The 25,982-nt window shown below is 47.4% G+C and carries 7 protein-coding genes; 2 read left to right on the top strand and 5 right to left on the bottom strand.

Annotation, left to right across the window (positions count from 1 at the left end; all coding sequences use genetic code 11):
* Positions 1-214 precede the first annotated feature (214 nt).
* Together L2729_RS06655 and L2729_RS06650 are read left to right on the top strand one after the other, a co-directional pair.
* Complete coding sequence (locus tag L2729_RS06655; protein ID WP_248987564.1) at positions 215-1,336, top strand: OmpA family protein; 1,122 nt, start codon at positions 215-217, stop codon at positions 1,334-1,336.
* Positions 1,337-1,338: 2 nt separating this feature from the next.
* Entirely contained in the window at positions 1,339-6,576 is a 5,238-nt protein-coding gene (locus L2729_RS06650) for an Ig-like domain-containing protein (protein ID WP_248987563.1), read from the top strand.
* Positions 6,577-6,856: 280 nt separating this feature from the next.
* On the opposite strand, the gene pfaD is transcribed toward L2729_RS06650, so the two are convergent.
* The 5 genes from pfaD to L2729_RS06625 form a co-directional block, all read right to left on the bottom strand.
* Positions 6,857-8,485 (bottom strand): eicosapentaenoate synthase subunit PfaD, encoded by a 1,629-nt coding sequence (gene pfaD / locus L2729_RS06645; protein WP_248987562.1) that lies wholly within the window; start codon positions 8,483-8,485, stop codon positions 6,857-6,859.
* A gap of 200 nt (positions 8,486-8,685) precedes the next feature.
* Positions 8,686-14,565 carry an eicosapentaenoate synthase subunit PfaC gene (pfaC, locus tag L2729_RS06640; protein WP_248987561.1) on the bottom strand — a complete coding sequence of 1,960 codons (5,880 nt, stop codon included), beginning with the start codon at positions 14,563-14,565 and terminating at the stop codon, positions 8,686-8,688.
* On the bottom strand, positions 14,565-16,811 hold the full coding sequence (locus L2729_RS06635; protein WP_346347756.1) for a PfaB family protein: 2,247 nt from the start codon (positions 16,809-16,811) through the stop codon (positions 14,565-14,567). Before L2729_RS06635 ends, pfaC begins: the two co-directional genes overlap by 1 nt.
* On the bottom strand, positions 16,811-25,108 hold the full coding sequence (locus L2729_RS06630) for a type I polyketide synthase (protein WP_248987560.1): 8,298 nt from the start codon (positions 25,106-25,108) through the stop codon (positions 16,811-16,813). The genes L2729_RS06635 and L2729_RS06630 overlap by 1 nt, the downstream gene beginning before the upstream one ends.
* Entirely contained in the window at positions 25,108-25,974 is an 867-nt protein-coding gene (locus tag L2729_RS06625; protein WP_248987559.1) for a transcriptional regulator, read from the bottom strand. The genes L2729_RS06630 and L2729_RS06625 overlap by 1 nt, the downstream gene beginning before the upstream one ends.
* Positions 25,975-25,982: the final 8 nt, after the last annotated feature.

Below are 25,982 nucleotides of genomic sequence, written 5' to 3'. Positions count from 1 at the left end.
CGTTTTCAAGGAGTGCAGATGGGCTATTTTCGAAAAATGAAGGGGAAAATATCAGCTAGTACTTTCATACTAAGCAGTGTTTATTACTGTTTTACCTCCTTTTTAAGTTAATTATTATCAATGAGACGAGTTACCTAGCCTGACTTTTTTTTATACAACTCTTGTGTATACTCTATGTTAACTAACCGCTTACATGTTACCAGGGTGCAACGCAATGATTACAATTCTTAAGGGGTGCTCTCACTGCTTGTTGATGATTTTTCTGCCTGTCGCACTTTTTGCTAGCGGTTTCACTGCAGCTTCTGAAGACCGCAGCGCAAATTCATCAGTTGAAAACAACTCCTCACTTAAAACTGAGTTATCCCCTGCATATTTTTATCTAGGTGCAGAGTTAGGGTTTAACTATTATCAGCATGGATGTGAATCTTGGAGCCTAGATTGTGATCGAAACAGTAACGCCGCAGGTTTTTTTGCTGGTTATCAGATAAATAACAATTTTGCTTTTGAAGCTGCTTATCTTGATTTAGGGGAAGCGAATGCCACTTATTTAGAGGGGGCTGTAGCACAAAAGTATCAAGGAACCATGCAAGGTTTGAATTTGTCAGCACTGGGATCTATTGAACTGCTCGAGGACTTATCTATTTTTGCGAAGGTGGGTGCGTTCAACTGGCATGGTGAAAACTCAGGGCCATTCTCAACCGTATCTGAAAATGACTGGGCGCCTAGCTTAGGTGCAGGAATAAGTTATCAGCTAACGGATTCATGGCAAGCCCGGTTTGAATATCAATATTTTCATCAGTTAGGTAATGACATCTTAGGTGGCACCAATGCCCATGTTACGGCTATCGGAATAAGTTATCAGTTTGGCCGAACTAGAGCGGCGCCAATGACAGAGTCCCCAATGACTGAAACTGGCGTCAATGACACAAAAGTCACAGCCGCCGTGGTGGCCACGCCTCCGATCGTATTGGAACAGATAACGTTCCCTTATCTGTTTGACTTTGATAGCAGTGAATTACACTCGAGCGAGCCATTGCAAGTCATCGTTGAACGTTTAACAAGATATTCGCAAGCACAGGTTATTTTACGTGGATACTCTGATTCCAAAGGAAGTAGTGCATATAACTTAGCCCTCTCTGAGCGACGAACCACGAGTGTCTATCAATATTTGATTGCTCAAGGCGTCAATGATAAACAGATTGTTAGTGAGCATTTTGGTGATCAAAACCCAGTCACAGATAACTTGACAGAAGAGCATAGACATTTGAATCGCCACGTTCAAATATTGCTGCCACAACTCACGATTCCCGAAGTCATGCAACAGCAGGAGCAATAATAATGAAACTATTATCTGTGATTAAATTATATATTGCATCACTGTTACTTATCTTGCTGTCGGCTTGTGGTGATGGCAGTAACTCAGGCTTTCCTACCGCTGATTGCGGCGGCAGCGATGACCCGTGTATCAGTGCCTTTACCATTACTCCAAACAAATCCGCCATACTCCTTGGGGATACACAAGCATATCAGGCGGTAGCGACGTTAACTGATGGCAGTGAAGCGGATATCACAGAGCTCGTCTCATGGAGTGTTGAAGACACTGCTATTGCGGTTATTGATCAAGATGATAGCTCAGTTGTCGCCACTGGATTAGCTAACGGTGTAACGATTATTGCCGCAACTTATCGAGGGCTTAATGATACCGCTGTGCTCTCTGTTGGTGCTGTCACTTTTGGCATTATCCCTAGTCAAGCCAGTATTCTTACCGGCATGGTGCAGCCCTATCAAGCGTTTGCCATATTACCCAATGGCGTTCAGTTAAATATCACTGAGCGTGTTAACTGGACATCAGACCATCCGAGTATTGCGACCATGAGTGTCGATGGTGCTAATGTTGTTGCCACTGGGCTTGCTCATGGCCTTGCTGTTATTTCTGCAGAATATAATGGCCGCAGTATTGTCGCCCAGCTCACCGTGATCAACTCAGCCCCCGAAAAATTAGTCATTACTCCAGCCAGTTTGGTGATGTCGGTTGGAGCGGCAACGCAATATAGTGCCCATTTGACCACGGTAAACAATGAAGTGGTTGATGTTACCTCCTGGGCAACTTGGCTTGTATCTGATACGGATATAGCCAGTATAGATGCGAGTGCTTGGCTAACCGCTGCGGCTATGGGGGATACGCAAGTTAAAGCAACAATCGTGCATGATGGCGTAACGCTCAGTGATAGTGCTGCATTAACCGTTAATCAAGCGACTCTTAGCAATTTAGTCATCAGTCCCAATAATGGTAAATTTCCGGTGGGTAAAATGGGTGTTTACCATGCCGACGCTTACTTTTCCGACGGTAGTGTTATCAATGTGACTCGTGAAGTCTCATGGAGTATTGCTGACAGTAAAATTGGGAGTATCGTCGGTTCAGGCATTTTTGGTGGCGATAGCATTGCGCTCATTCCTGGTGAGACCACAGTGAGTGCGACATTATTATCGATGACTGCGAGTACTAATGTTGAAGTCACCGCGGCGGAACTCAGAGCGATTAGCCTTAGCCCACATGATGAGAAAACGCCAGCGGGTACCGTTATTAACTACCAAGCACATGCCTTTTATTCTGATGGTAGTAAGCGAAACATTACCGAGCTTAGCGCGTGGTCGAGTAGCGATCCGAGTATTGCCGCTGTCGGGTTTCGTGGAGGTAAGTCAGGTCAAGCGAATGCGTTTAATGTTGGCGTCACTGACATCTCTGTCACTTATCAGGACATAACCAAATCGACCTCACTTACTGTTAGTGATGCCGTGGTCACTAAGCTACAAATAGCACCGCTATCACCAGAGGTGCCAGTGGGCATAGAAGGGCAATTTAGTGCAATAGCCTATTATTCCGATAATACCACTTCAGATGTTACGGATACGGCATATTGGGTCGTTGACGACTACTCCGTGGTGACTGTAGTGCCTACTGGCGATTTAGGCGGTTACGCTGAAGCGCTAGCTCAAGGTTCAACTCAACTTACGGTTAGCTTTGATGGCCAGAGTGCTAATACCAGGATTACTGTCACAGCGGCGGTACTTGAGTCATTATCGTTAACCCCACCTCAAGTATCTGTACCTGCTGGCACTACGCAACAGTATCAAGTGTTTGGTGTGTTCACTGATGGCACAAACCACGATTTAACCACGTTTGCGAGTTATCAGAGTAGTGAACCCCGTGTGGCATCTATTGATAGCTCAGCACTGGCAAGTGCCCATATTAAGTCTGAAAATGAGGTGACAATTACAGCCTCATATTCCGACATGCAAGCAACGGCATCGCTGTCTGTGTCTGATGGTGTACTTGAATTTATTAAGGTGATACCAGCTGAGCAAAACATATCAGTTGGTCATAAGGGGCAGTTACAAGCATTCGCATTTTATACCGACGGCCTAAGTCATGATGTAAGCCAACAGGCAGCTTGGAGTGTCGAAAATGGCGACATTGCCTCGGTAGACAATACTAATGAAAACGCTGGGGCCGTACTGGGAATTAGTGAAGGTGTTGATACCGTCACAGCCAGTTTTAAAGGTGAAATCGCGACGAATATCACCACTGTTACGGCAGCTGTATTAGAAAGTGTAAGCATCACACCAGTATCCAAAACCGTCGCAGCAGGTTTGACTCAACAGTATCGGTTATTCGCCCTATTTTCTGACCGTACTAGTCGTGAAGTGACTAATATAAGTGATTGGCTGTCATTAGACCCCTTAGCAGCTACGATAGATTCACAAGGGCTTGCGACGACCTATCAAGAGTGGCAAACCGTTATCACGGGAACTTATCAAGGGTTAAGTGCTAGTGCGTCACTAACTATCACAGATGCTACGCCAAGTAGTTTACAGATCACCCCGCTTAATCCAAGTAAGCCGCTAGGCACAGTGAGTCAATTTGTTGCTACGGTTTATTACACCGATGGTTATGCTGCAAATGTGACTCAGAGTGCAACTTGGACCTCAAGCAATACTGATATCGTACAGATAACCGCTAGTGGAGTGAGCGGAGGTTCTGCGAGTGCTGATAAGGTTGGGGTGAGTGAAATAACCGCAACAATTGAGGGGTTATCAGCCAAAACGAATGCTAGGGTAACAGCAGCCGTATTGAGCGATATTTATATAAACCCTGTTATTAGCTCAACAGATATAGGTGATAGGATTAACTACCAAGCCATCTGTAAATTTAGCGATGGTTCATTTCATAATTTGCCAAGTAATGGATTGTGGCAAAGTTCAAATATAGATGTTGCCACCATTCAGGTTACAGGGGTTACCAATGCCTTAGCGACTGCGATTGGTGAAGGTACAACAATTATAACTGCCCGTGTTGGCGATATTGTGAGCAATGAAGCTGTACTAAATGTTACACCGCTAACACTAACCGCTATTCAAGTCACACCCGCAATAGCAAATGTTGCGATTGACGCTCAACAACAGTTTATTGCAACGGCCTATTATTCAAACGGATCAAGTGGAGATGTTACCACGCGGGCTACTTGGCTTTCTGATAACACTGATATCGTGAATATTACTCCCATTGGTGATAATGGTGGCTTTGCTCATGCTATAAGCCCCGGCATAGCGAATATTACTGCTGTATTGAATACTGTTATTAGCAATAGTGCTCAAATTACAGTGGCCAGTAAAATTCTCGATAATGTCCAAATTACGCCTAATAATAAAAGTTATATAATGGGTCAAACTGAGCAGTATAAAGTCAGTGCTATCTATGATGATTTGTCCCTTAAAGACGTCACTGCTTATTCTCAAATACAGAGCTTAAGCCCAAATGTTGCCACTTTCGATGCAAATAACATGATGACGGCGGTAGGGAGTGGGACCGCTGAGCTTACAACCGTTTATCAAGGGGTGACCAGTGAAAGAGAGTTCTTACATGTTTCAGCTGCCCCGCTAATCTTGCCAATTATTGAGATCACGCCCGTAAATATTGATGTGCCGCAAGGAACCTTAGGTCGCTACACTGCCACCTTGTATTATGGGGATAATACGATTAAAAACATCACTCATCTAGTGGCTTGGTCTTCTGTAGATACAAGTATTGTTAATATCCTGCCCACTGGCGAAAATGCTGGTTTTGCTAGGGCTGTTGGTATCGGTATGACGACGATTAGTGCTAATTTTGAGGGACTAACAAGTAATACTGCGACCATTAGCGTTAAAGAGAAGGAGTTGGTTTCAATCGAAATAGTGGTCGAAGATGATGCGATATTTCCGAAAGGAACGACCAAAAATTTTACGGCCTTTGCGACCTATAATGATGAAAGTGTGGTCGATATTACTCGAGATGCCACATGGAAAGTCGATGATACTGCGGTAGCCGTCGTGATCAAAGGCTTAGTATATGGTGTGAATATTGGCGTTACTAATGTAAATATCTATTTCGGAGGCAAAGAGAATAGCCAAGGACTCACAGTCACTAATGCAGTCGCCACCGCGTTAGCAATCACGCCTAGTTACTATGAAATGGCTGTACATACGACCTTAGACTTGACTGTCATCGCCCGTCTGTCAGACGGCACTACCGAGAACGTCACTAATGATGTAATTAAGAGCAGTTCAGGGACTGCCGACATTGAAATTATCGACCAAGAAGAGCTGTTTGTTACTGTTGAGGGGAGCACAACAGGTAATGCCATCGTCAAAGCGGATTATGATAACCTCAGCGCTAATGCCAACTTGGTGATCATCCCAGCGACTTTGGACTCGATTAGTATCACACCGTTAGACGAAACCATTTCGCTGGGCTCGACGCTACAGTATCAAGCCAAGGCTTTATATAGTGATGGTAGTGAAGTTAATGTCACCAAAGATACCAGCTGGAAAAGCATGGATACTAGCATCGCCTCAATACAAAATTATAGCAACGCCGGTATCGCAACAGGAGTATCGGCTGGGGGCACAAGAATCCAGGCAACATTTAAAGGTGTCAGTACCTCAACTAGCCTTACCGTGGGGGCAAGTTGTGGTAATAAGAAGCCTGATACTATCTATATTCGACCAGAGAATGCAATAATCAGCTTAAATACCGAAATGCAGTACACCCTTTTCGGGCTCTGGCCGAATGGCTGCACTGCAGAGCTTACAAAAGACAATGCGGGTAATTGGTCAAGTAGTGATAACAAGCTTGTTGCTATCGGGAAAAAGAATGGTATCGCTTTAGCTAAAAAAGTGGGAACGACTAAAATAAATGCTAATTACCAAAGCTTAACGGCGACGTCCGTTAATGTCACTGTGACTAATGAGGAAGTGTTGTCGGTCAGTATCCAGCCTGCGCCATCGGCAATATTGGCTAAAGGCGGGTCGCTTAACTATCTCTGCTCTGCAAGAACTGCAATTAATGGCATTGAGCAAGCTGAAAAGTTCGTTACGGGCCTCGCAAGTTATAGTTCAAGCGATACGAGATTAGCGGTTATTGGTAGCAATGACGGCACGTATCAGACAATTATCGCCTTAAACATTACAGGAATTACGACGATTACTTGCAGTTACGGTGGTAAAGATAGCCAGTCTAAACTGACTATTCAGTAGTAAGGTAAAGACTAAAAACACTGGGTTTTCATTAAAGTAACATGCAGATTAACAGCCGTTTTTTCTCAGATGGTTCTGAGCTGAAACTGTTGTTGAACAAGTCAAATCCCACAATGGTCTACATCGCTTATAGCCGATGCTACAACGACTATAGTATGCGATTTTTACTCGTCTGCGTTAGGATTAGGATTCTGGTTTTCATCTATTGATGAGACCCCTTAAAGCTTAAGTTTTAAGGGGCCGAAGTTCTCTAGCGCTTTCTAGTAATGCCCTTAAGCTCCTAAGCCATGCGCTGTGTTGGTTTCCAGCGTAGCAACTGAGTCGGTAACTTAACGCCTTGTGAAGTTAAGCTATTAACGCGGTTAAGGTACGCTGCGCCATACATCAGGTGTTTAGCCACATCAACGGCATTTCGGTGTTGGTAGTTATCTAAATAGCTGCCTTTAGCCCATTGGTTGAAAGCGCCTAATGCCGGACCCGCCCAAATTTGGTAGTCCATTTCACGGCCGACTTCACCAGAGTTTGACCAGCGGCTAGAAAGCCCCAAGTACCAGCGGAAGATCAATGCCATTTTACGCTTTGGGTTACCTTCAGCGCGCTCAATCTGCTTAGGATCACGCTCGTTAAAGTGTGCCACTGTACCTGCCCAAATATCATCTAGGCTTGAGCGGAAAACTTGCTTTTCAAGCTTCTCACGTTCAGCTGCTGGAATCGCTTCGATAGAGTCATAACGTGTGTAGAGCTCATACAGCTTGTTCGCACGCATTGGGAACAAGGTACCGCGCTTAACCACTTGCAGTTTTACACCCATCTCGAACATGTCAGCGGCCGGCGCCATCGTCACATCGGCCATCTCAGTGGTTGAAAGTAACTTACGTGTATGTTCACTGGCACCTGCTTCTACGCAGGCTTGGTTGACTGAGCCGGTAACGATATAAGCCGCGCCCATGTTAAAGGTTGCGAGCGCTGCATCGGGGGTTCCAACGCCGCCGCCACAGCCGACGCGAATGGGTATTGGGTACTGGTATTTATCTTGAATTTCTTCTTTAAGCGCCAAAATAGTCGGTAACAGTGTCACTAATGGACGGTTATCGGTATGACCGCCTGAGTCTGCTTCTGCTGTAATGTCGTCTGCCATTGGCACTGTGAGTGCAAGTGCCATCTGTTCGGCAGTGATTGAACCATCATCAACCAACTTCTGTAGCATCTTAGCGGGTGCTGGCATCATGAATTTTTCAGCCACTTCAGTACGGCTCACTTTGGCAATTACCTTGTTAGCGATAACCACATTTCCATGGCTATCACGGCTAAGACCCGCAGCGCGGTAATAGACGATTTGTGGTGTCAGGCCTAAAAAGGCCGATGCTTCAACGGTGCGCACTTTATGCTTTAAAAATAGCTCAACGCTGCCACGCTCTAACGCTGGCTCACTTGGGCTATGAATAAGGTTAAACATGTAAGGGCCGTTTGGCAGCGCTTTTTGAATGCGGTTGATGGCAGCTTCTACGCGGCTAGGGATCAGACCTGCTGCGCCAAACGAGCAAAGGATACCGGCTTGACCGAGTGCGATAACGAGCTCTTCTGACGAAATACCATTAGCCATTGCACCGGCGTAATAAGCATACTTTACGCCGTGAACGCGGCGGAAATTGCTATCACCTAAGCTTTCAGTGCCAAGGGCGGGAGTGAATGCTGCGACAGGCAGTGCGTTGCTGTTAGCGGCGTGTTCGGAGACTAGGTCGGCAGTCTGAGCTATACCAAAGCCTTTATCACTATGATTGACCACATAGCAGCCACGGCTAAAGTCTTTAAGCTGTTGTTCCATGACTTGCACGTCAAAGCTGATGTTGGACTCATTTACAGCCCAAGGCCACGGAGATAGCATTTCGTTTGTTGTCGTAGGATTCATTATATTTAAGACCCTTAATTATTTGTTTTGAGCTACTTGTTCTATTTAAGCTCTTTCTAAATTTTTTCTTATCGCGCGATATTTTAATGGCTGAGGGCGATGCTAGTTCGTCTTGCTTCTAGGAGAAGGCGCGCAGCCTATATTTATAGGTGAGCACCTTCGACAAGGAAGCATGGTGACAATAGCAAGCTAATCAGCCATTAAAGGGCTTCTTCGATACAGATGGCAATATCAAATACTTCATAAATACGCAGACCATCTTTACTTAGGCTGGCATTACCAGTGATGACCTTCTTGCCATCACTGTCATCCTTGACTGAAGTGATGCTGACATCCATAGACATCTGCTTGTTCAATGGGTTTATCTGACCACGATACTTCCATTTGATGTTCGACAGAATTTGGCCAAACTTTGGATTTTTAAAGCCTGCACCCAAGTCTTTGCTAATCGCATAAGTTTGCATGGTTTCAATAATCGCTTCAACACCTAGTGAGCCTGGCATCACTGGATCTTGATGGAAGTGGAACTGGAAGAACCAATCACTTGGGTCAATCGTGCGCTCAGCATACAGATAACCTAAACCTGCAGTGCCGCCGTTATCAACAATCTCGACACTGTCGATAAAGTTAAGCTGGCCACCGGCCAAACGGTAATGCGGTTGGCTTGCTGGCGCATTAAAGTGACGAGCACCTTTGTCCAATAGGTTGACGGTGATGTCTGCAGCAATCCCTTTAGCAACATGCCAAGGTTGAGTCACTTTACCGTTATCCAGACCGAGCTGATCTTTCAGTGCTTCACCTTTAAAGTAACCAAATACCGCGGTGCCGCGATAGAAAGGTTCACCGTCGGTACTGAGTTCGAAGCTGAAGCTTTGGATGATGTTGGTGCCGGCCATTACCGTCGAGAGTAAGCGTGAGTCATTGCGAATAGTTTTACCGCGTAAATCCACTTCTCGCAGCAATTCACCTGCGCCGTCTAAGTTACGGAAAAACAGCTCAAGTCCTGGGAAACCTAATGTGGTGCCCATGTAACCTGAAATAAAGCCGTTAGGTTGCAGTGAAATTTCCATCAATATCGAGTATGGCATGGTGGATGCGTGATTATTCTTGTCGAAATACCACGCGTCGCTTGGCACTTCATACTCAGCGATACACGATGAAGGCTTTTTAAACTCGCCGCGTTTACCGTTAACTTCAATGACGCGAGTCGTCACTTGTAGATCGCCACACGGAGTGCGTGGTGGGATCATGCCGCGGTAGATTGAAAACTCTGGGCCGAAGCAGTTTTCAATGTTACCCGTAGCAAACTCAAACATGTGATACGGCGTAAACGGCACTGTATCAGGCACTCGATTTGGATAGTCTGGCGTGATAGGCGCTTCGACGTGTGAAATTGGGATAACGCCTTTGTTTGGTGCTTTGCTCAAATCAGGGATTTGCGCCATCAGCGGGGCATTAACCGATGCTGGTTGGTAGCCTTGTTTAATTGATGCACTCGGCACTTGTTTCTCTGCCGTGCGCTCTAAAAGAGGGTAGCGAACACATTCATCTTCCTCTTTGATCATCACGCCTAGGTTTTGGAAATCAACCACGGCTTTGCCGTTAAGCAATATGTCAATATTGGCTTTGGCATAGGGACGCGGGCTAAAGCCAATTTCAGTCACTTCCATGCGGTAAGTCAGTACGCCAGATTGTGGCAGCACTTGTCCGCGACAACGCACTTGCTGCGATGCATTTTCAAGGGGTTGGAAACGACCGTTTTGCGTTTGAGTGTGCATACCCAAATGCAGCATGTAAAACTGCAGTAACTGGCCACAACCTTCGGCCATCAGCGAGCCTGCCATCACTTGGTCACCTTGGAAGTGACAAGGGAAGTACCAATGGTTAGCTTCAAGTTGCTTTTGGCCTTCGATAAGCCCTAAGCCCCATGTGCCGCCGTTGCGCTCAAGCTTACTCACTTGCTCGATCATCAAGAACTTCTCTGCTGCGAAACAAAGTGACGGTTGAGCAGCACCTTTGTGGCTTGGACCAAAACAGCCTTCGATATCTGCGCTAAGAAGTTTATGGATCTCAGGGTAGCTAAAGCTAGTTTTCGGGCAATCTAGCAGTGGGTTAAAGGTTTTCTTCACTACTAAGCTACGGGCTTTTATCTCATCTTCGGTGCGAATAACACCTTTGCCATCAGCCAGTTCTTCATCAGTGAAGAAACCAGCACAACCACCGTCCATTTTAAGGATCATGGTGTCGTCAACAAAACACTCGTAAGAGAAGAAGAACAACAGTGTTTCGCCGTTACGGGCATAGTTGTTGATCTTAATATCGTAACGCAAGGTATCGCCGCCACGTGGCAAATCGCCAAGGAAGGTCAGGGTACAATCGAGTAGGCGATAAACACGCTCACCTTTGTTCTCAAAGTCGATACCCAAATAGCTGATCAACATTAAGTCACATTGACCAGACTCTACCGCAACGGCCCACGGGATCTGACCATCGACTAAGTAGGGCGCATCCACAGGAATGTCATACTCGGTGGTCATTGAACAAGGCTTGTACTCGTTCATGGTGGCATCAAGTTTGGTGACACGTGATACCAATAGGTAATCGGTAGTGGGTAGGCGAACGCGACGCGAATAACTGTCGATGATGGCGTAATCACTACCAAATACATTGCCAATATCGCCTTCTGCATATTCCACAAGATCGGCGTAGTTCCAGATACAAGGTTTAAGCGCAGGATTCGGTGCAATATAAGACGCGACGTTGGCATGATCCGGCGCAATGACGGCGACGTTAGCAGCGCTTGCTGGCACAGCTTGTATAGTGGCCGGTGCGCTTAACACTGGCGCTGGCTCAGATACTTGTGTGCTAGTTTGCCCGGTCACTTGTGCCAATTGCTGCTTTAATAGTGCATCGGCAACCTGCATTCCCGCAGAACGGCTTTTCAGAAAGGCATGATGCGCTTGCTGCGCTAATTGCTGATTCTGTTGGAACGCGGCTAAGTCACCTGCAGATACATCAATTGCGGTGACAGTATTGGTTGTCGTCGGTTTAACTTGAGTCGTCATAGATGAAGTGCCTAATGCTTGAGCCGAAACCGCCGCCGTTACTTGAACGGGGACGATTGCAGGATTCATAGGTAAGGTAGATTGCTGAGCTGTCTGTTGCGCTCTGGCAATAATAGGTTTGATTTGCATGGCAGCAACGCTAGAGGCGCTGCCGTTAGCAAGTTTGTTCTGAATCGAGGTTAAGTCAGCTAACGGTGCATCATAAATATGCTGGTAAATGTCGCGCCCCCCAAGGGTGACTTGTCTTACTAGCTGATGCTTAGCGTCCGATTTAAGCTCACTGCTTAAACGTGAACGCAGCGCTTGTTGCTCGCTATCACTTTGGCTTATGAGTAACTGAGATACTTGGTTCTCACTGATGTTAGTCACTAAGGCCTTACGCGTAATGGCATGAGAGGGCGCGCTGCGTGATGCGCTTAATAAGCCATGGAGTAAACTGGCCATACCCGCAGCGGCAAAACAGTGGCCAACGCGGCTATCGGCGCTAGTCGAAATCGCATTCGGGAAACCAGCTGCTAATGTCGCTTTCGCGGCTGTTGTCGCTAAGCTGCCAGGGGCAATATTGGTTTCAACCACATTAACGCTGGCGCTATTCGTTGCCGCTTGGCTTAAAAGCGTATCGGTAACTTGAGATAATTGCTGCGCCTGACCAAAAGCCAATGCATCAATTTTCCCGTAAGCACGACCTGATGTGCTTTCATCTTTTACCAAGACGAGTGCGCCTGCGCCTTCACCGACATTCCAACTATCTTGGCTAGCAAGCGCGCTATTTGGCGTTAAGGCCACAGGCGCGATACTGTTCTTTAAGATCACCTGCTCGAAGCTGCCAGATAAGTCGACCGCGGCAATCACGACGGCATCAAGGTTATCTTCAGCAATCAGGTTTTGCGCAACATCGATACAACGGCTTACTGATTGCTCAGCCGCAGAGATGGTAAAGGCAGGGCCATTAAAATCCCATAGCGATGACACGCGAGATGCCATTATGTTGCCAATAAAACTGGTGTACTGATTCAGCTTCGCCGCATCCAGTACACTGTCCATCGCGATAGCTTCGAGTGCTTGGTACTCATCTGCACTTAAGCTCACGCCAATCGCGGCAAGGCTTTGTTGAAGTTGGGTGTGTAAGTTAACGCGGCCGCGGAACTGGTGCAGTTCAAGCTCGGTTTCCATTGCGACTAACACGGCCACTTTTTGGCCCGGTTGTAGCTTGGCATCACGAATGGCTTCGTCGGTGACTCGCATCAACATCAGTTGTTGGGAGATCAAGCGATCATCTTCATTAGGCGGCAGCTTAAAGCGTAGAAAATCCAACTCGAAGTTATCGATATAAGCCCCTTTCGGCGCTGCGCTGAGTCCAAACTGAGCTAACAATTCAGGGTGTTTCTCTAAGCCTTTCCAACGCTTGGTTGGCAGGGTTATAAAGGCGTCGCTATTGGTGGCAATGGCGCTATCAAGCTGATTAATATTGCACAGCGGACCAAAGTGTGAACTTAGGCCGACAATTTTCAGTGGCGCAGGGGGCGCGGCTACAGCGGGATTTTTCTGCTGGGGTGTTGGCGATTTTTGTGTATAAGATTCAAGTAATAGATGCGCGTTGCAGCCACCAAAACCAAATACAGAGACACCCGCATGGCGAGTTTTAACCCCTGCTTGAGTATTACTGGCTTTATCGGGCCAACCTTGCACTAAGCTCGGCAGTGTTGCTTTACCAAATAGCTTATTAGGCGATGAAATCGCATCGCTAATATTAATACTGGGCGGCAGTAAGCCCTCTTTCATGGCAAAGATCATCTTCATGATCCCTGGCATGCCTGCGGCAGTGAGCAAATGCCCTAGGTTTGATTTTGCCGAGCCGATAAGCGGCGCATCTGCGCCCTGTAACTTATCTTCAAAAAAGGTCTCCATTGATGTGAGCTCAATTTTGTCACCCAGAGGCGTTCCGGTGGCATGGCATTCAATCACTTCGATGTCTTTTGGCTCAATATCACTGGCGGCATAAGCGCGCTCAAAGGCTTTGACCTGACCTTTAGGGTTCGGGCTCAATACAAACTGACCTTTACCGTCATTAGACAAACCAACGCCACTGACAACGGCGTAGATCTTGTCGTTGTCACGCTCTGCATCTTCAAGGCGTTTAAGCACCAATACGCCAGCACCTTCGCCAGCGAATAAGCCTTTACTATCACCATCAAATGGCACTGATACGCCATGATCCGGGTAGGCATGAAAGATAGAGAAACCCATGTTAATAAAGAACGGGTCTGCGCCTGATACTGCGCCAGCAAGCATCACATCTGCTTTTCCGGTGCTTAAGTAATCACAGGCGAGTTTGAGCGAGTAAACCGAGCTGGCGCATGCAGCATCCAGACTGAGCTGAGCGCGACCAAGGCCTAACGCATCAGCAACCACTTTAGAGGTGTTGTGGGCAATTGCGCCGTTGGCACTTTCTAGCGTTGACTCCTTGTTAGCACGTTGAGTGGCCGCATTGGTTGGGCTGAGTTTAAAATGGTGGCTGCCCAATTTATCTTGCAACGCTTTTTCTACTGCGCTGTGGTAAATCGGCAAAAATAGGTCATTTGAACGCTCTGTCGGAAAAGACAGTGCGCCCATGATAACGCCAGTGCGGCCCAGTAATTCATTGTTATCAAGTGAAATACCGGCATCTTCTAGCGCTTTACGACTGGTGTCTAGTGCCCATAAAAAGCTATGGTCTAAGCCCGCTAGGCTATCTGCTGGTAGTTTGTAACCCGCTGAGTTAAAGCTGAAATTTTCAATGTAGCCACCTTTATTGCAATAAAAGCGGTCCGATTGACCTTGTACACCTTGATAGTCGGCGCTATTGGCACCCAGTTTTTTATCGGTCAAGGTGCTACGTGAATCTCGTCTTTCGAGTAAATTCTGCCAAAATTCCTGCGGGCTGTTAGCGTCTGGGTACAGAGTGGCTAAACCGACGATGGCGATCTTGCTCTGCTTGCTGGAAACGTGGTTAGAAGTGTTGTCTGTTAAAGACATTAGACTTCCCCTTTGAGTGATGTAGTGTCATAGGACGAAGCGATAGCGTTGCGGCTATCTTGTTGGCCTTGGCCAGACTTGCTATTTAGCAGCTTGGTACGCGCGATTTCGCGCGCGAGTCCATCAATTAGTGGTGTTACCGACAGTGGCACGCCGTGGCTAATCAGTTGCCCTAAGGCTTTGATGAGGTTGACAGCATCGCTACTGCCTTTTGCATTCATCGGCACGGTGCAACAAGGTGCGTTTTTAAGCAGTACTGCTGCGTTTTCATCCTGACTGTCTTGCTTAGCAATCTTGTCGATTAACGTGCAGTTTTGTCTGTCTGCACCAAGTTCAATAAATAGCTTTGCGCCTTGACGTTGGGCGCTATGGATCAGCGCGGTAAAGTCTAAGGTATGGCAGAAGGTATCGGCAATTGATTGAGCAACGACTTGGCTATCAAGCGGCTTTACGGCTTGATGGCGTGGCGCCATTCCGGCGAGGCTAGCAGCACTGATAAACTTGATATCATCTGGTAGCTCGTCCCTAAGGGGTTGCTGGTAAAAGTTAACCACATTGCTATGCTCTTCCATTGCCGGAGGCGTATGCATTGCGGTAACACGATTGGCGGCAATACCCCGTTTTCCAAGTTGTGCCAGTAGCGCTTTGCATTGACTTTCGCAACCTGCAATCACGCAAGTGTCACCTTGAATGATGGCGATATAAGCGCGAGGGTGAAAGGCTAGCAAGGCTTGGATGGGGGCTGCAGGGCTGCGGACAACAAAACTGTTCCAGACAATGTCTGGCTCATCAACGCTTAGTTGCCATGCTTGTCTCACGGCGGTCAATTTACCTGAAATAGCAGAGGTGAATAACGGGTCCGTTTGGGTTTTACTTATCAAGTCATGCGGGTTCTTCCACACACCAAGACTGGCCCACATCGACGCTTCACCCATAGAGTAGCCCAGTGCAAAGTCTGGACTAACCTTAAATTCATCGGTTAATAGTTGCGTGAGAATATAACTGCTGCCCACCCCTGCAATGGCCAAATCGCCTAAATCCATCGCGGCGGCATGTTTAGGATCAACATGGTAAATATGCTCTGCTTGCAGCATCGATTTTAGATCGCCTTCACGCTCAAGTTTGGCGTATAGCGCGGGGAAATACTCATGCAGTTCACTCAACATATCGGCATAAACAGTCCCAACGCCCGGGTACACAAAAGCGAGCCCTGATTCAGTCTGGTTACCCAACGCATGCGCGGTGAAGTAACTGCCGCTTGGGGTTTTATACTGTGTTTGCGCTGCAATGGTGTTAGCTAACGCAGCCTTTAATGCATTCAGTTCAAGCTGCATGGCCTCAACAGAGTTTGCATTTAGCACCGCACAAAACTGAGCTTTGCTGCCGGTTTGCGCATGTAGGCTTAAATTGTTCACCATCGCTTTGAGTACGTTGATATCGGCATGCTTATCGATGCGCAGTGATTCAAGATTTGCACTGAGTACCGTAATCGCCTTGCTCAGTTCAGCTTGATTGTCACCGAAAACAATAAATTGTAGACGCTGATAATTAAGCAAAGACTTAGCGGCGATAAAACCAGTGCCTTGAGCAATCACAAAGCTCACCGATTGCGGGCCATTGTTAAAGCTAATCGCTGCAACGCGCGCTTGATGGTACTCGGTAAACCAATAGTGACTGTTGGCTTGCTTAGGCGTTAACGCAACACCGTTATTAAGCTTATTACGATAGTGAGTGCGGCTTGCTAACTGGCTAATAAGCTGATGCACCGCAGCGAATTGTGCTTTGCTATCAAGCTCATCATGTTGCTCATGCTGACTTAAATGGGCGGTTTCGCGTTTTGCTTGCGTTAACGCACGAGTGATACTGCAATCCGATTTATCATTGCAGCGCTGCATTGCCGTCAGCTGTGCATGGGGATGTATTCTAAGTTGCGCCGCTTTTAACGCGGGCATCATCAATAAAGCATGCTCAGCAGTAGTGAGCTGAACCAGCTTACCGTCATTAATAGCGCTAATGGTGCGGTCTAACTGCTTTTCAAAGCTGGCGTTTGCAAAATCGTCGACGGTTATTTTGACAATACTGTCGAGTAACGATGGCTGCGCTGAAGGGACCAGTTCTGGCAGCAGAGTGGCCAGTTCGGCGGTGCTTAACTCAATTGACGGCAACACCAAAAGTGCGATGCGCAGCGGCATGGCACTTTTGTCGATGGCTTGTTCAACGGCAGCGTTTAGTGGTTGATGGGTCACTATTTCGCCTCGCCTAGTGCACTGCTGCTGTTTGTATTAGCAAGTAAGGCCGAGGCATTAAGATTGCTGTCACCCGTGTGAGTCGAGTGGGCAACAAATGCATCATTCAAACTTTTGCTAATGGTCACTTTAGCACTCGTCATCTTGGCACTGAGTTCACCATTTTCATGGTACAGAGCCACGTTAGCCGCTAGCGAACGAGCGCTAGTTTTAACCACGTCTAACTTAATAAAGCCGCGCTCACCAAATGCCATTGGACTGTTGACCACAAACTCACCAATTGATGAGGGCAGGCTAGCCGCGCCATGTTTAAGTCTGGCCCACACTAACATCGCTTGCAGTAACAAGTCTTCAGCAAAGGGCTGGCAGCCACCGATATGTGATTGTGCAACAAACTGACCACAGTCATTAGCATCAACCTCAGCGAGTTTCACTGTGGTGATTAAACTGTTGTCATCAAATTGCGTCACTGTGTCAATGCCCTGCAAACGCGGTCCATGGAACAAGGTACCGTTGGCATACAGGGTTGCCGCAGTTGTTACCGCTTGGCTTGCATCTAACGCATACATAGCTGGTGTTAGCGGCTCTGCGCGGACCGATGCATCGTCAAGGTCGCTGTCACTGCTGGCGATGAGTGTCGCTTTATATTGCGGGCGACCTTGGCAGCTAATGAGGGCGCTAAACGTCTTGCCATCATCAGTTGGCGTTAACGCTAGCGTCATCTCTTGCGGCGCTAAGTCGTCAAATACAATGCCTTTCAGTAATTTGTAATCAACTACTTTTACGCAAGTACCTAACATTTCACTTGCCGCTTCGCGCATCCATTGGATAGCACACACTGTGGGTAGCACAGGGTTACCGCCAATGCGGTGGTCTTGGATAAAGACCAATGCATTGGGGTTAAGGCGACGAGTGAGTGTGACTGCGGTTAGCTGACCGTGGCCGAACTTTTTTGCATCATGCTGCGAGCGCGATGCAGTTTGCACCTCACCCGCATTAAGCTTTTTTACAGATGCAGCTCCAGTCGAAGCGTCAGCGCCTTGCATAGAGGTACCAACTAACAACTGTGCCCCCGTCTCACTGAGTAGCTGAGTCGCAAATAGTTCAGCGCCGGCTTGCAAAGGAATGACATATACACCGCGGTCGGTAAACATCTTCTTCAATGCCGCGGTAACCATGCCGCCATCCCAAGGGCCCCAGTTAAAGCTCATGACTTTAGCTTGTGGGTTGCGTGCAGTGAACTGCAGTGCTGCCTTGTTAAGGATGTCGTTAGACATGGCGTAATCACTTTGGCCAGTGTTACCGTAAAAACCTGCAGCCGATGAGAACATCGCTAGCAGTTTGATGTTACTTGGCTCAAGTGCAGCAAGCAGTGCTTTAAGGCCATTCACTTTAGTGCCATAAACTCGCGCTAGCTCTGCCAGTGTTTTGTCTTGAATATGCTTATCAGCAAGTACGCCAGCACCATGTATTAGACCGGTTATTTCGCTTGAACGGCCTTGTAGTGCGGCGCTAATAGCGCTGGTGTCGGTGACATCCATGCTGACGTATTCAGCTGATGCGCCGACGCTAGCAAAAGCGTTTAATGCAGTGTTGATTTCAATGCTGCTCTGCACTGGCCACACTAGGGCATCGACTTGCTTTGGCGTTGGCTTTTGACCCGTTGCGATAATATGCGCAATAGCGGCAGATTTAAGCTCGCTGGTTTGCTTACCCGCAGCCCAACTTGGCAATGCTTGTAATTCGCTACGACCCGCTAAGATAAAGTGAGACTGAGTGCGACGGGCTAGGGCAAGTGCACATTCGAACGTGACGCCTTTAGCTCCCCCGGTCACCAGTATTTTATCTGAACTGTTTAGTTCTGCTTTCGCTGATTTATTGCTCGCTTCGCCTGCAACTAGGGTTACGCGGCTAATATCGCCGTGCTTGTCTGTTGCAATACCAACCTCAGGTAACTGGGTATTGGCATCAAAAAGCTCGTTGGTAATAGCATCTGCGAAGTGCGTTGCATCAACATCGGTGGCGATATCTAATGCGCGGCAAAAAACAGTTGGCCATTCGTGACCAAGTGTTTTAGTTAACCCTGCTAACGCGGCTTGGTTAAGCTCTGCAGCTTGTAATGCTTGAGTATTGAGGTAGCCAAAGCCGCCATCAATACGACTGACTGTCACGAAACAACGACGGGCATTGTTACCGACAGTCAGCTTTGGCTGTAGCAGTTTTGCCCATAAGAACGCTTGGCTCAGGTGGTTAAAGCTTTGCTCATTAAGGTTAACAGCATCGCCTTGATTACTATCACTGGCTTCTGGCTGCAGGTGAATGAATCCACCGATTGCACCGAGTTGTTGCTCGATTTGTGCAATGACAGCGTTAATACCGACTTCGTCTGCTGATGTTGCTTGAAAGCTTGCTACATCGCTTGAAAGCGGTGAATGAGCATTGCCTTCAGGTAGTCGAACAACAGCGACTTTTAGCCCTTGTTTAACCAGTTTCTCTGCTAGTACACCTGCGTTGTGGCCATCATCTGTGATCACAACGTTTGTGTCTGCGGCGAAACAGTTTTCAATCTTGTCCGCCGCGCTAAGCTTTTTTAGCGCCACCTCGCTATGGGGTGGAAGTTCAACACTTGGTTCAGCAGAGACTGCAGTTGTTTGAGTTGCAGCAGCACTTCTAGAAAGTGCAGAGCCTTCAGCGGCACTTGTAGAGAGTTTAGAACCATCAGCCAGCTTAGAGTTCATATAGCTAACGATTTCGCCTAAGGTGCGACACTCGGCTAGATCTTCAGGATTGAGTTCAGGCAAGCCCGGAAGCTCATCTTGTACAGTCCCTAAAATCTCAACGCGCTTGATAGAGTCGATACCAAGGTCAGCTTCCATATCCATGCTCAATTCAAGCATTTCAGTTGGGTAGCCAGTCTTGTCGGCAACCACTGACATCATGGTGGCTTGTACTTTCTCTGCACTAAGACCGACAGAAAGTGAGCCTTCAGCTGAACTTGTATTAGTCGAGCCTTCAGCGGCACTTGTAGATAGCTTGCTGTTCATGTAGCTAACGATTTCGCCAAGAGTACGACACTCAGCTAGATCTTCAGGGTTGAGTTCAGGCAAGCCCGGAAGCTCATCTTGTACCGTTCCGAGAATTTCAACACGTTTGATAGAGTCGATACCAAGGTCAGCTTCCATATCCATGCTTAGCTCAAGCATTTCGGTTGGGTAGCCAGTCTTGTCAGCAACCACAGACATCATGGTGGCTTGCACTTCTTGCGCGCTCAAGGCTGTCTCAGCATTAGTATGAAGAGTCGCCACAGCCCCAGTAACAGTAGAGCCTTCAGCGGCACTTGTTAACTTGCTGTTCATGTAGCTAACGATTTCGCCAAGAGTACGACACTCAGCTAGATCTTCTGGGTTAAGCTCAGGCAAGCTAGGTAGCTCATCTTGAACAGTTCCGAGAATTTCAACGCGTTTGATAGAGTCGATACCAAGGTCAGCTTCCATATCCATGCTCAGTTCAAGCATTTCAGTTGGGTAACCAGTCTTGTCAGCAACGACAGACATCATGGTGGCTTGGACTTTTTCAGCACTCAAACCGTCAGATACTGTAGAAGCTGCAGGTGCTGTATTCACAACTGGTGCAGCTGAGGTAGAAAGCTTAGAGCCATCAGCCAGCTTAGAGTTCATATAGCTAACGATTTCGCCAAGTGTACGACACTCTGCTAAATCTTCAGGGTTAAGCTCAGGCAGACTTGGTAGCTCATCTTGCACTGTACCCAAGATCTCAACGCGCTTGATAGAGTCGATACCTAAATCGGCTTCCATATCCATTTCAAGCTCGAGCATCTCGGTAGGGTAACCGGTCTTTTCAGCGACAACAGACATCATAGTCGCTTGTACTTTCTCAGCAGAGAGTGAGCCTTCAGCGGTTTGTAAAGGTAAAGAGTCTGTGGCTATTGTTGCTGTTACTGCGACTTGAGAAGTACCAGAAAGCTTAGAGCCATCAGCCAGTTTAGAGTTCATGTAGCTAACGATTTCGCCTAGTGTACGACACTCAGCTAAATCTTCTGGGCTTAGCTCAGGTAAACCTGGTAGCTCATCTTGCACAGTACCCAAGATCTCTACGCGCTTGATAGAATCGATACCTAAATCGGCTTCCATATCCATTTCAAGCTCGAGCATCTCGGTAGGGTAACCGGTCTTTTCAGCCACAACAGACATCATGGTCGCCTGTACTTTTTCTGCTGAGAGGCCATTAGTTACTGGAGCTACGTTCACTTGAGGAGCAACACTTGAAGAAAGTTGAGAGCCTTCAGCGGCACTTGTTGAGAGTTTACTGTTCATGTAGCTAACGATTTCACCCAGTGTACGACACTCGGCTAAATCTTCTGGGCTTAGCTCTGGTAAGCCTGGTAGCTTATCCTGCACAGTACCTAAAATCTCAACACGTTTGATAGAGTCGATACCTAAATCGGCTTCCATATCCATTTCAAGTTCAAGCATCTCGGTTGGGTAACCAGTCTTTTCTGCCACAACTTCAAGCATGGTCGCTTGTACCTTCTCTGCAGACAGAGTCGCGCTGACTGTAGGAGATACTGGTGCAGCGACAACTGGCGCGGCAACAGGTTCGATACGCGCTGCGGGTGCAGCTTGGCGCTGAACTGGCGTCGCTGTAACGTGTGGCGCATTCACTACTGGAGCAACTACAGGAGCCGCTACTCTTGGCGCAACGATTGTTGCAACAACAGGTGCTGCTAGAGCAGGTGCAAGATTTTGAGTAACAGGCGCATAAACTGGGCTGACAATCGCAGTGCCGTTAAGCATGTTAAGCGCGGCATTATTGTTGCCTGCTTGCATCTCTAAGAATTGAGTATGGCTTTGTACTGTTTGTGCTTGTAGCTGATGGAACTGCTCCATCGAACGTTGCAAGCTTTCAGGTAAAGCAACACCTGCGCCAGCCAGTTTAGTTTGCTCAGTCATTAAGGTGGTAAACGTCTCACCATATTGCTGTGGAATACTAAGGAATTGCTGATGCAGCTCCGCAGCTTGTTGCTGCGCGGCAAAGAACAGCGACAATGCATCAGTGCTAACACTGACGGTTGCTGGCTGAACTCTTGCTGCCTGAACTATGGCAGGTTGTGCGGCTGCACTTGGAACGATTTGGCCATTAGGCGCTACATGCTCATTAGACATTGGTACTGCAATCTCCACGATCTTCTCTACTTCTTTTTCAATAACAGTTTGCACTTCGACGATTTTTTCAACTTCAACAATCTTTTCGACGATTTTCTCTTCGATGATGGTTGTGCTTGTAACTGTTCCAGTCTCAAGCGACTTAGCCATTTTAGCGCGAGTCGCTGGGCTAATATGGTTAGCGGCATTGAGCGAGATATTCATCGGTGAGCGTTTAGCTGGCGCGGCAATATCAGCTTGGTATGGATCGATATTATCAAGTTGCACACCCGCAACGGCAAGTTGCACTGCAGCTTGTTTAAGCTGTAAGTCACTGTCGCCCTTAGGGCTAGGGTTGACCGAGATGATGCAAAGTTCGTTTAACTTGTCGCTCAACGTACCCTGTACTAGCTTTTGCAAAATGTTCTTCGGACCAAACTCAACAAATACTCGCGCGCCAGCATCATACATAGCTTCTAGTTGCGCAGTGAAACGCACTGATTGAAGCATATGTTTCTTGAACGACGCCTTAACCTTGGCAGCAGTATTGTCGTAGAGTGCGCCCGTTGCGTTTGAATATAACGCGCGGCTTGGCTTGGTAAACTTGGCGCCATCAATTGCTTTAGCGAAAGGCGCTTGAGCGTGACCGACAAGTTCGGTGTGGAAAGCACCTGACACAGGCAAGTTAATTGCTTTATAACCTAATTCACTGAGTGCTTTTGCCGCGTCGCCCGTTGCGGCTGTTGGGCCGGCAATGACTGATTGTGTCGGCGCGTTATAGTTAGCCACTTTAACACCATCGAACTTAGCGATAGTACTTTCAAGCGTGGCTAAATCATCCGCTTTATGGATGATGGCAAACATGGCGCCAGTGTCAGCTTCAACACCGTCTTTAGCCGCGGCTTTAGTTGCCATGGCATCACCACGGGCAAAGGCCAGTTTGTAGTAGTCGTCAGCTGAAATAACGCCAGCAGCACATAATGCGCTTAGCTCACCAAAGCTGTGACCCGCAACCATATCGGCATTAAAACCAGCTGCAGTAAATAGTGCGTATTGACCCATTGAAACAGCGCCGATAGCGCTTTGCGCATTAGCGGTATTAGTCAATACGGCTTCTTGTGTCTTCACATCATCTTTATTAAAGACAGGTTTTGGATACAATATTTGCGATAGAGGTGTTTTGTCGTTGGCGGCAAACACTTTATCTGCAGTGACTAATTGCTGACGCATCTCTGGGTAGTAGCAAGCGAGATCGCGTCCCATGTTGAGGTACTGCGAACCTTGACCAGCGAACAATGCCGCGACTTTGCCTGAGGCTTTGTTTGCAGCATCGACAATGGCGCTAGCACGGTAGCTGATGCCACCCGGTAGTTGCCATTGAGTGTCATCACTATTTGATAGCTTAGCGACGGTTTGCTTAATAAAGGTGGTTAATTCTGCAGCGTTATTGGCGACAAGGCCGATACGCGGTGCGTTGGCGGCGAGCTCACGTACTGCGAAGTTTTCAGCAGCATCTTTAAGGTTAAAGGCAGATTCAGCGCTTGAGGCTGCTAATGCATTCAGTTCTTTGATGAGTGCATCTTTGCTTTGAGCACTGACTAGGAAGCTTTGCGCCACTTGGCGTTGGCGATATTTTGCTTTTTCGCTGTCGATACGGCTATGTTCTGGTTTGTACTCTTCTAATACAAAGTGGAAGTTAGTACCACCAAAACCAAATGAGCTAATACCCGCACGGCGCGGCGTACCATCGACACGTGGTAACCAAGGGCGTGTTTCAGTATTGAGATAGAAAGGCGAGTTTTCGATATCAAGCTTTGGACTCGGCTGGCTAACGTTAATCGTCGCTGGCAATACTTTATGGTGTAGTGCTAAAGCCGCTTTAATCAGTCCGGCAGTACCCGCGGTTGATTTAGTGTGGCCAATCTGCGATTTCACTGAGCCAAGAGCAATGTGCTGCTTGGTGTCATCGCCTTCACTGAAAACTGAACACAGACCGGCAAATTCTGCGGCGTCACCTGCGGCAGTACCTGTTCCGTGCGCTTCGATAAGGCCTAAGGTATGCGGCGCAAAACCAGCGTCGTCATAGGCGCGGTTAAGCGCTTTTGCTTGACCTTCAGGGCGTGGTGCATAGATAGATTTAAACTTACCATCTGATGAAGACCCCATGCCTTTAATGACCGAGTAAATTCTGTCGCCATCGCGTTCAGCATCTTCAAGACGCTTCAATGCGATCATGCCGATACCTTCACCAATCATCATCCCTTTTGAATCGATATCAAATGGCTGAATCGTCTCGTTAGTGGTGAATGCGGGTGTCTTTGAAAAACTCATGTACATAGAAGGCGAGTTGTCGGTACAGACGCCGCCAGTGATCATCATCTCTGAGCGACCTTCAACAAGTTCACTAAGCGCCATACGCATAGCGGCTAAAGAGCCTGCACATGCAGCGTCAACCACGCAGTTCATACCACCGAAATCGAAACGGTTAGCAATTCGGCCGGCAATCACGTTACCGAGTGAACCTGGGAACGAGTTCTCTTCCCAATGTACATATTGGTCTTGGAACTTTTTGATCAGCATTTCGCTGTCTTCGTCGCTAATGCCACTGTTGGCAAATACTTTCTTAAGCACAGGATATTGCAGACGCGCTGTTAAGCTGTGGCTGATTTTTTGTCCGCCACCCACGCCTAGCGTAATACCGATTTTGTCTCTGTCGTAACCTTCAGGCAGGTTAGCATCGGCAAGGACCTCTTTTGCGACAATCAAAGACAGTAGCTGTGATGAGTCAGTCAGTTCTAGGATATTTGGCGGCAGGCCAAACTCCATTGGGTTGAAATCTACATCCGGTAAAAAGCCGCCGCGCTTACAGTAGCTTTTATCTGGCGTGCTTTTGTTACTATCAAAGTAATCTTCTTTCTTCCAATGCGTGTCTGGCAACTCAGTGATAGCATCAATTTTTTCGCTGATGAGATCCCAAAACTTGTTTAGGTAACGCGAGTTGGCAAAAATGCTCGCCATGCCCACAATAGCGACAGGCATATCTTTTAAACGTTTATTTAAGCGAATATCAGCTTGCGAGTCTTGTGCTTGCTCTGGTGTAGCTGATGATTGTTCAGGTTTAGAGGTCTGGCTCATTATGAGTCTCCAGTGGATGCTTGTTTTTCAGGCATCTTATTGTTTGTTTTGGGCTTATCTTTGGAGGTGCGGCGGTTTGGCGTCGCACCAGGAAAGCGCTGTATAAAACTTTGATAGTTACTGACAAGTAACTTTCGTAAATGGAACGGCCCATGTTTAAGCACATAGGCCATGTATCTGTTGGTTGCTTGGGTATTACCATCCTGGTAGATGTCGAGGTAGATCCAGTCACTATGAGCATCGACGCCAAGCAAGATTGAGCTGGGTTGTTGTTCGGTTAATTGTGGTGGGATAGTCAAGGAGACGACTTGCACCACATTATCTGCATCTGGGCTTGGCAGCGCTAAAGTCTGCGCTAGCGTTTCATAATGCAAGGTATAGGTTTTTACATCACTGCCTTGTGTAATTGGCAGCTGATTAAAATAGCGCATCGGTACATGCGGGCTTTTTATATCGCCAACACGGGAGACCCCGTAGCGCTTTAAGCAGCGCGCTAAGCCCGAACGAGAAACATTAGGGTTAATAAATTTCTGCGTGGCTGTCAGTAATCTATCGAGTGGCATTTTTAGCTGATATCTCAATCCAACAACAACATATTCCTGTAGCGGTGTTAGTGTCGTGTTGAGATGGTGCGGCGTATTGGGGGTATTTTCTATCGAATCACGCTTACGCCACTTACGCACTGTAGCTTCACTGATATTCAGCACTTTTGAAAGTTGGCTGACACTGAAGTCTGACTCTTGGATGAATCGACGCATCTCTGGTGTCGTGGTGGCATTGCTGTGCCGAGTTTCAGTGGTACTTTGCGTACGCTTATTCGAATTGGTGCTTTCCGAACTTACACTTTCATTAACTTGCTCAGCCATCAATTTAG

It is taken from the genome of Shewanella gelidimarina, assembly GCF_023283945.1.
GTDB classification, from domain to species: domain Bacteria; phylum Pseudomonadota; class Gammaproteobacteria; order Enterobacterales; family Shewanellaceae; genus Shewanella; species Shewanella gelidimarina.
The sequence above is the reverse complement of the archived record's forward strand: the minus strand, read 5'-3'. Positions and strand labels throughout refer to the sequence as shown.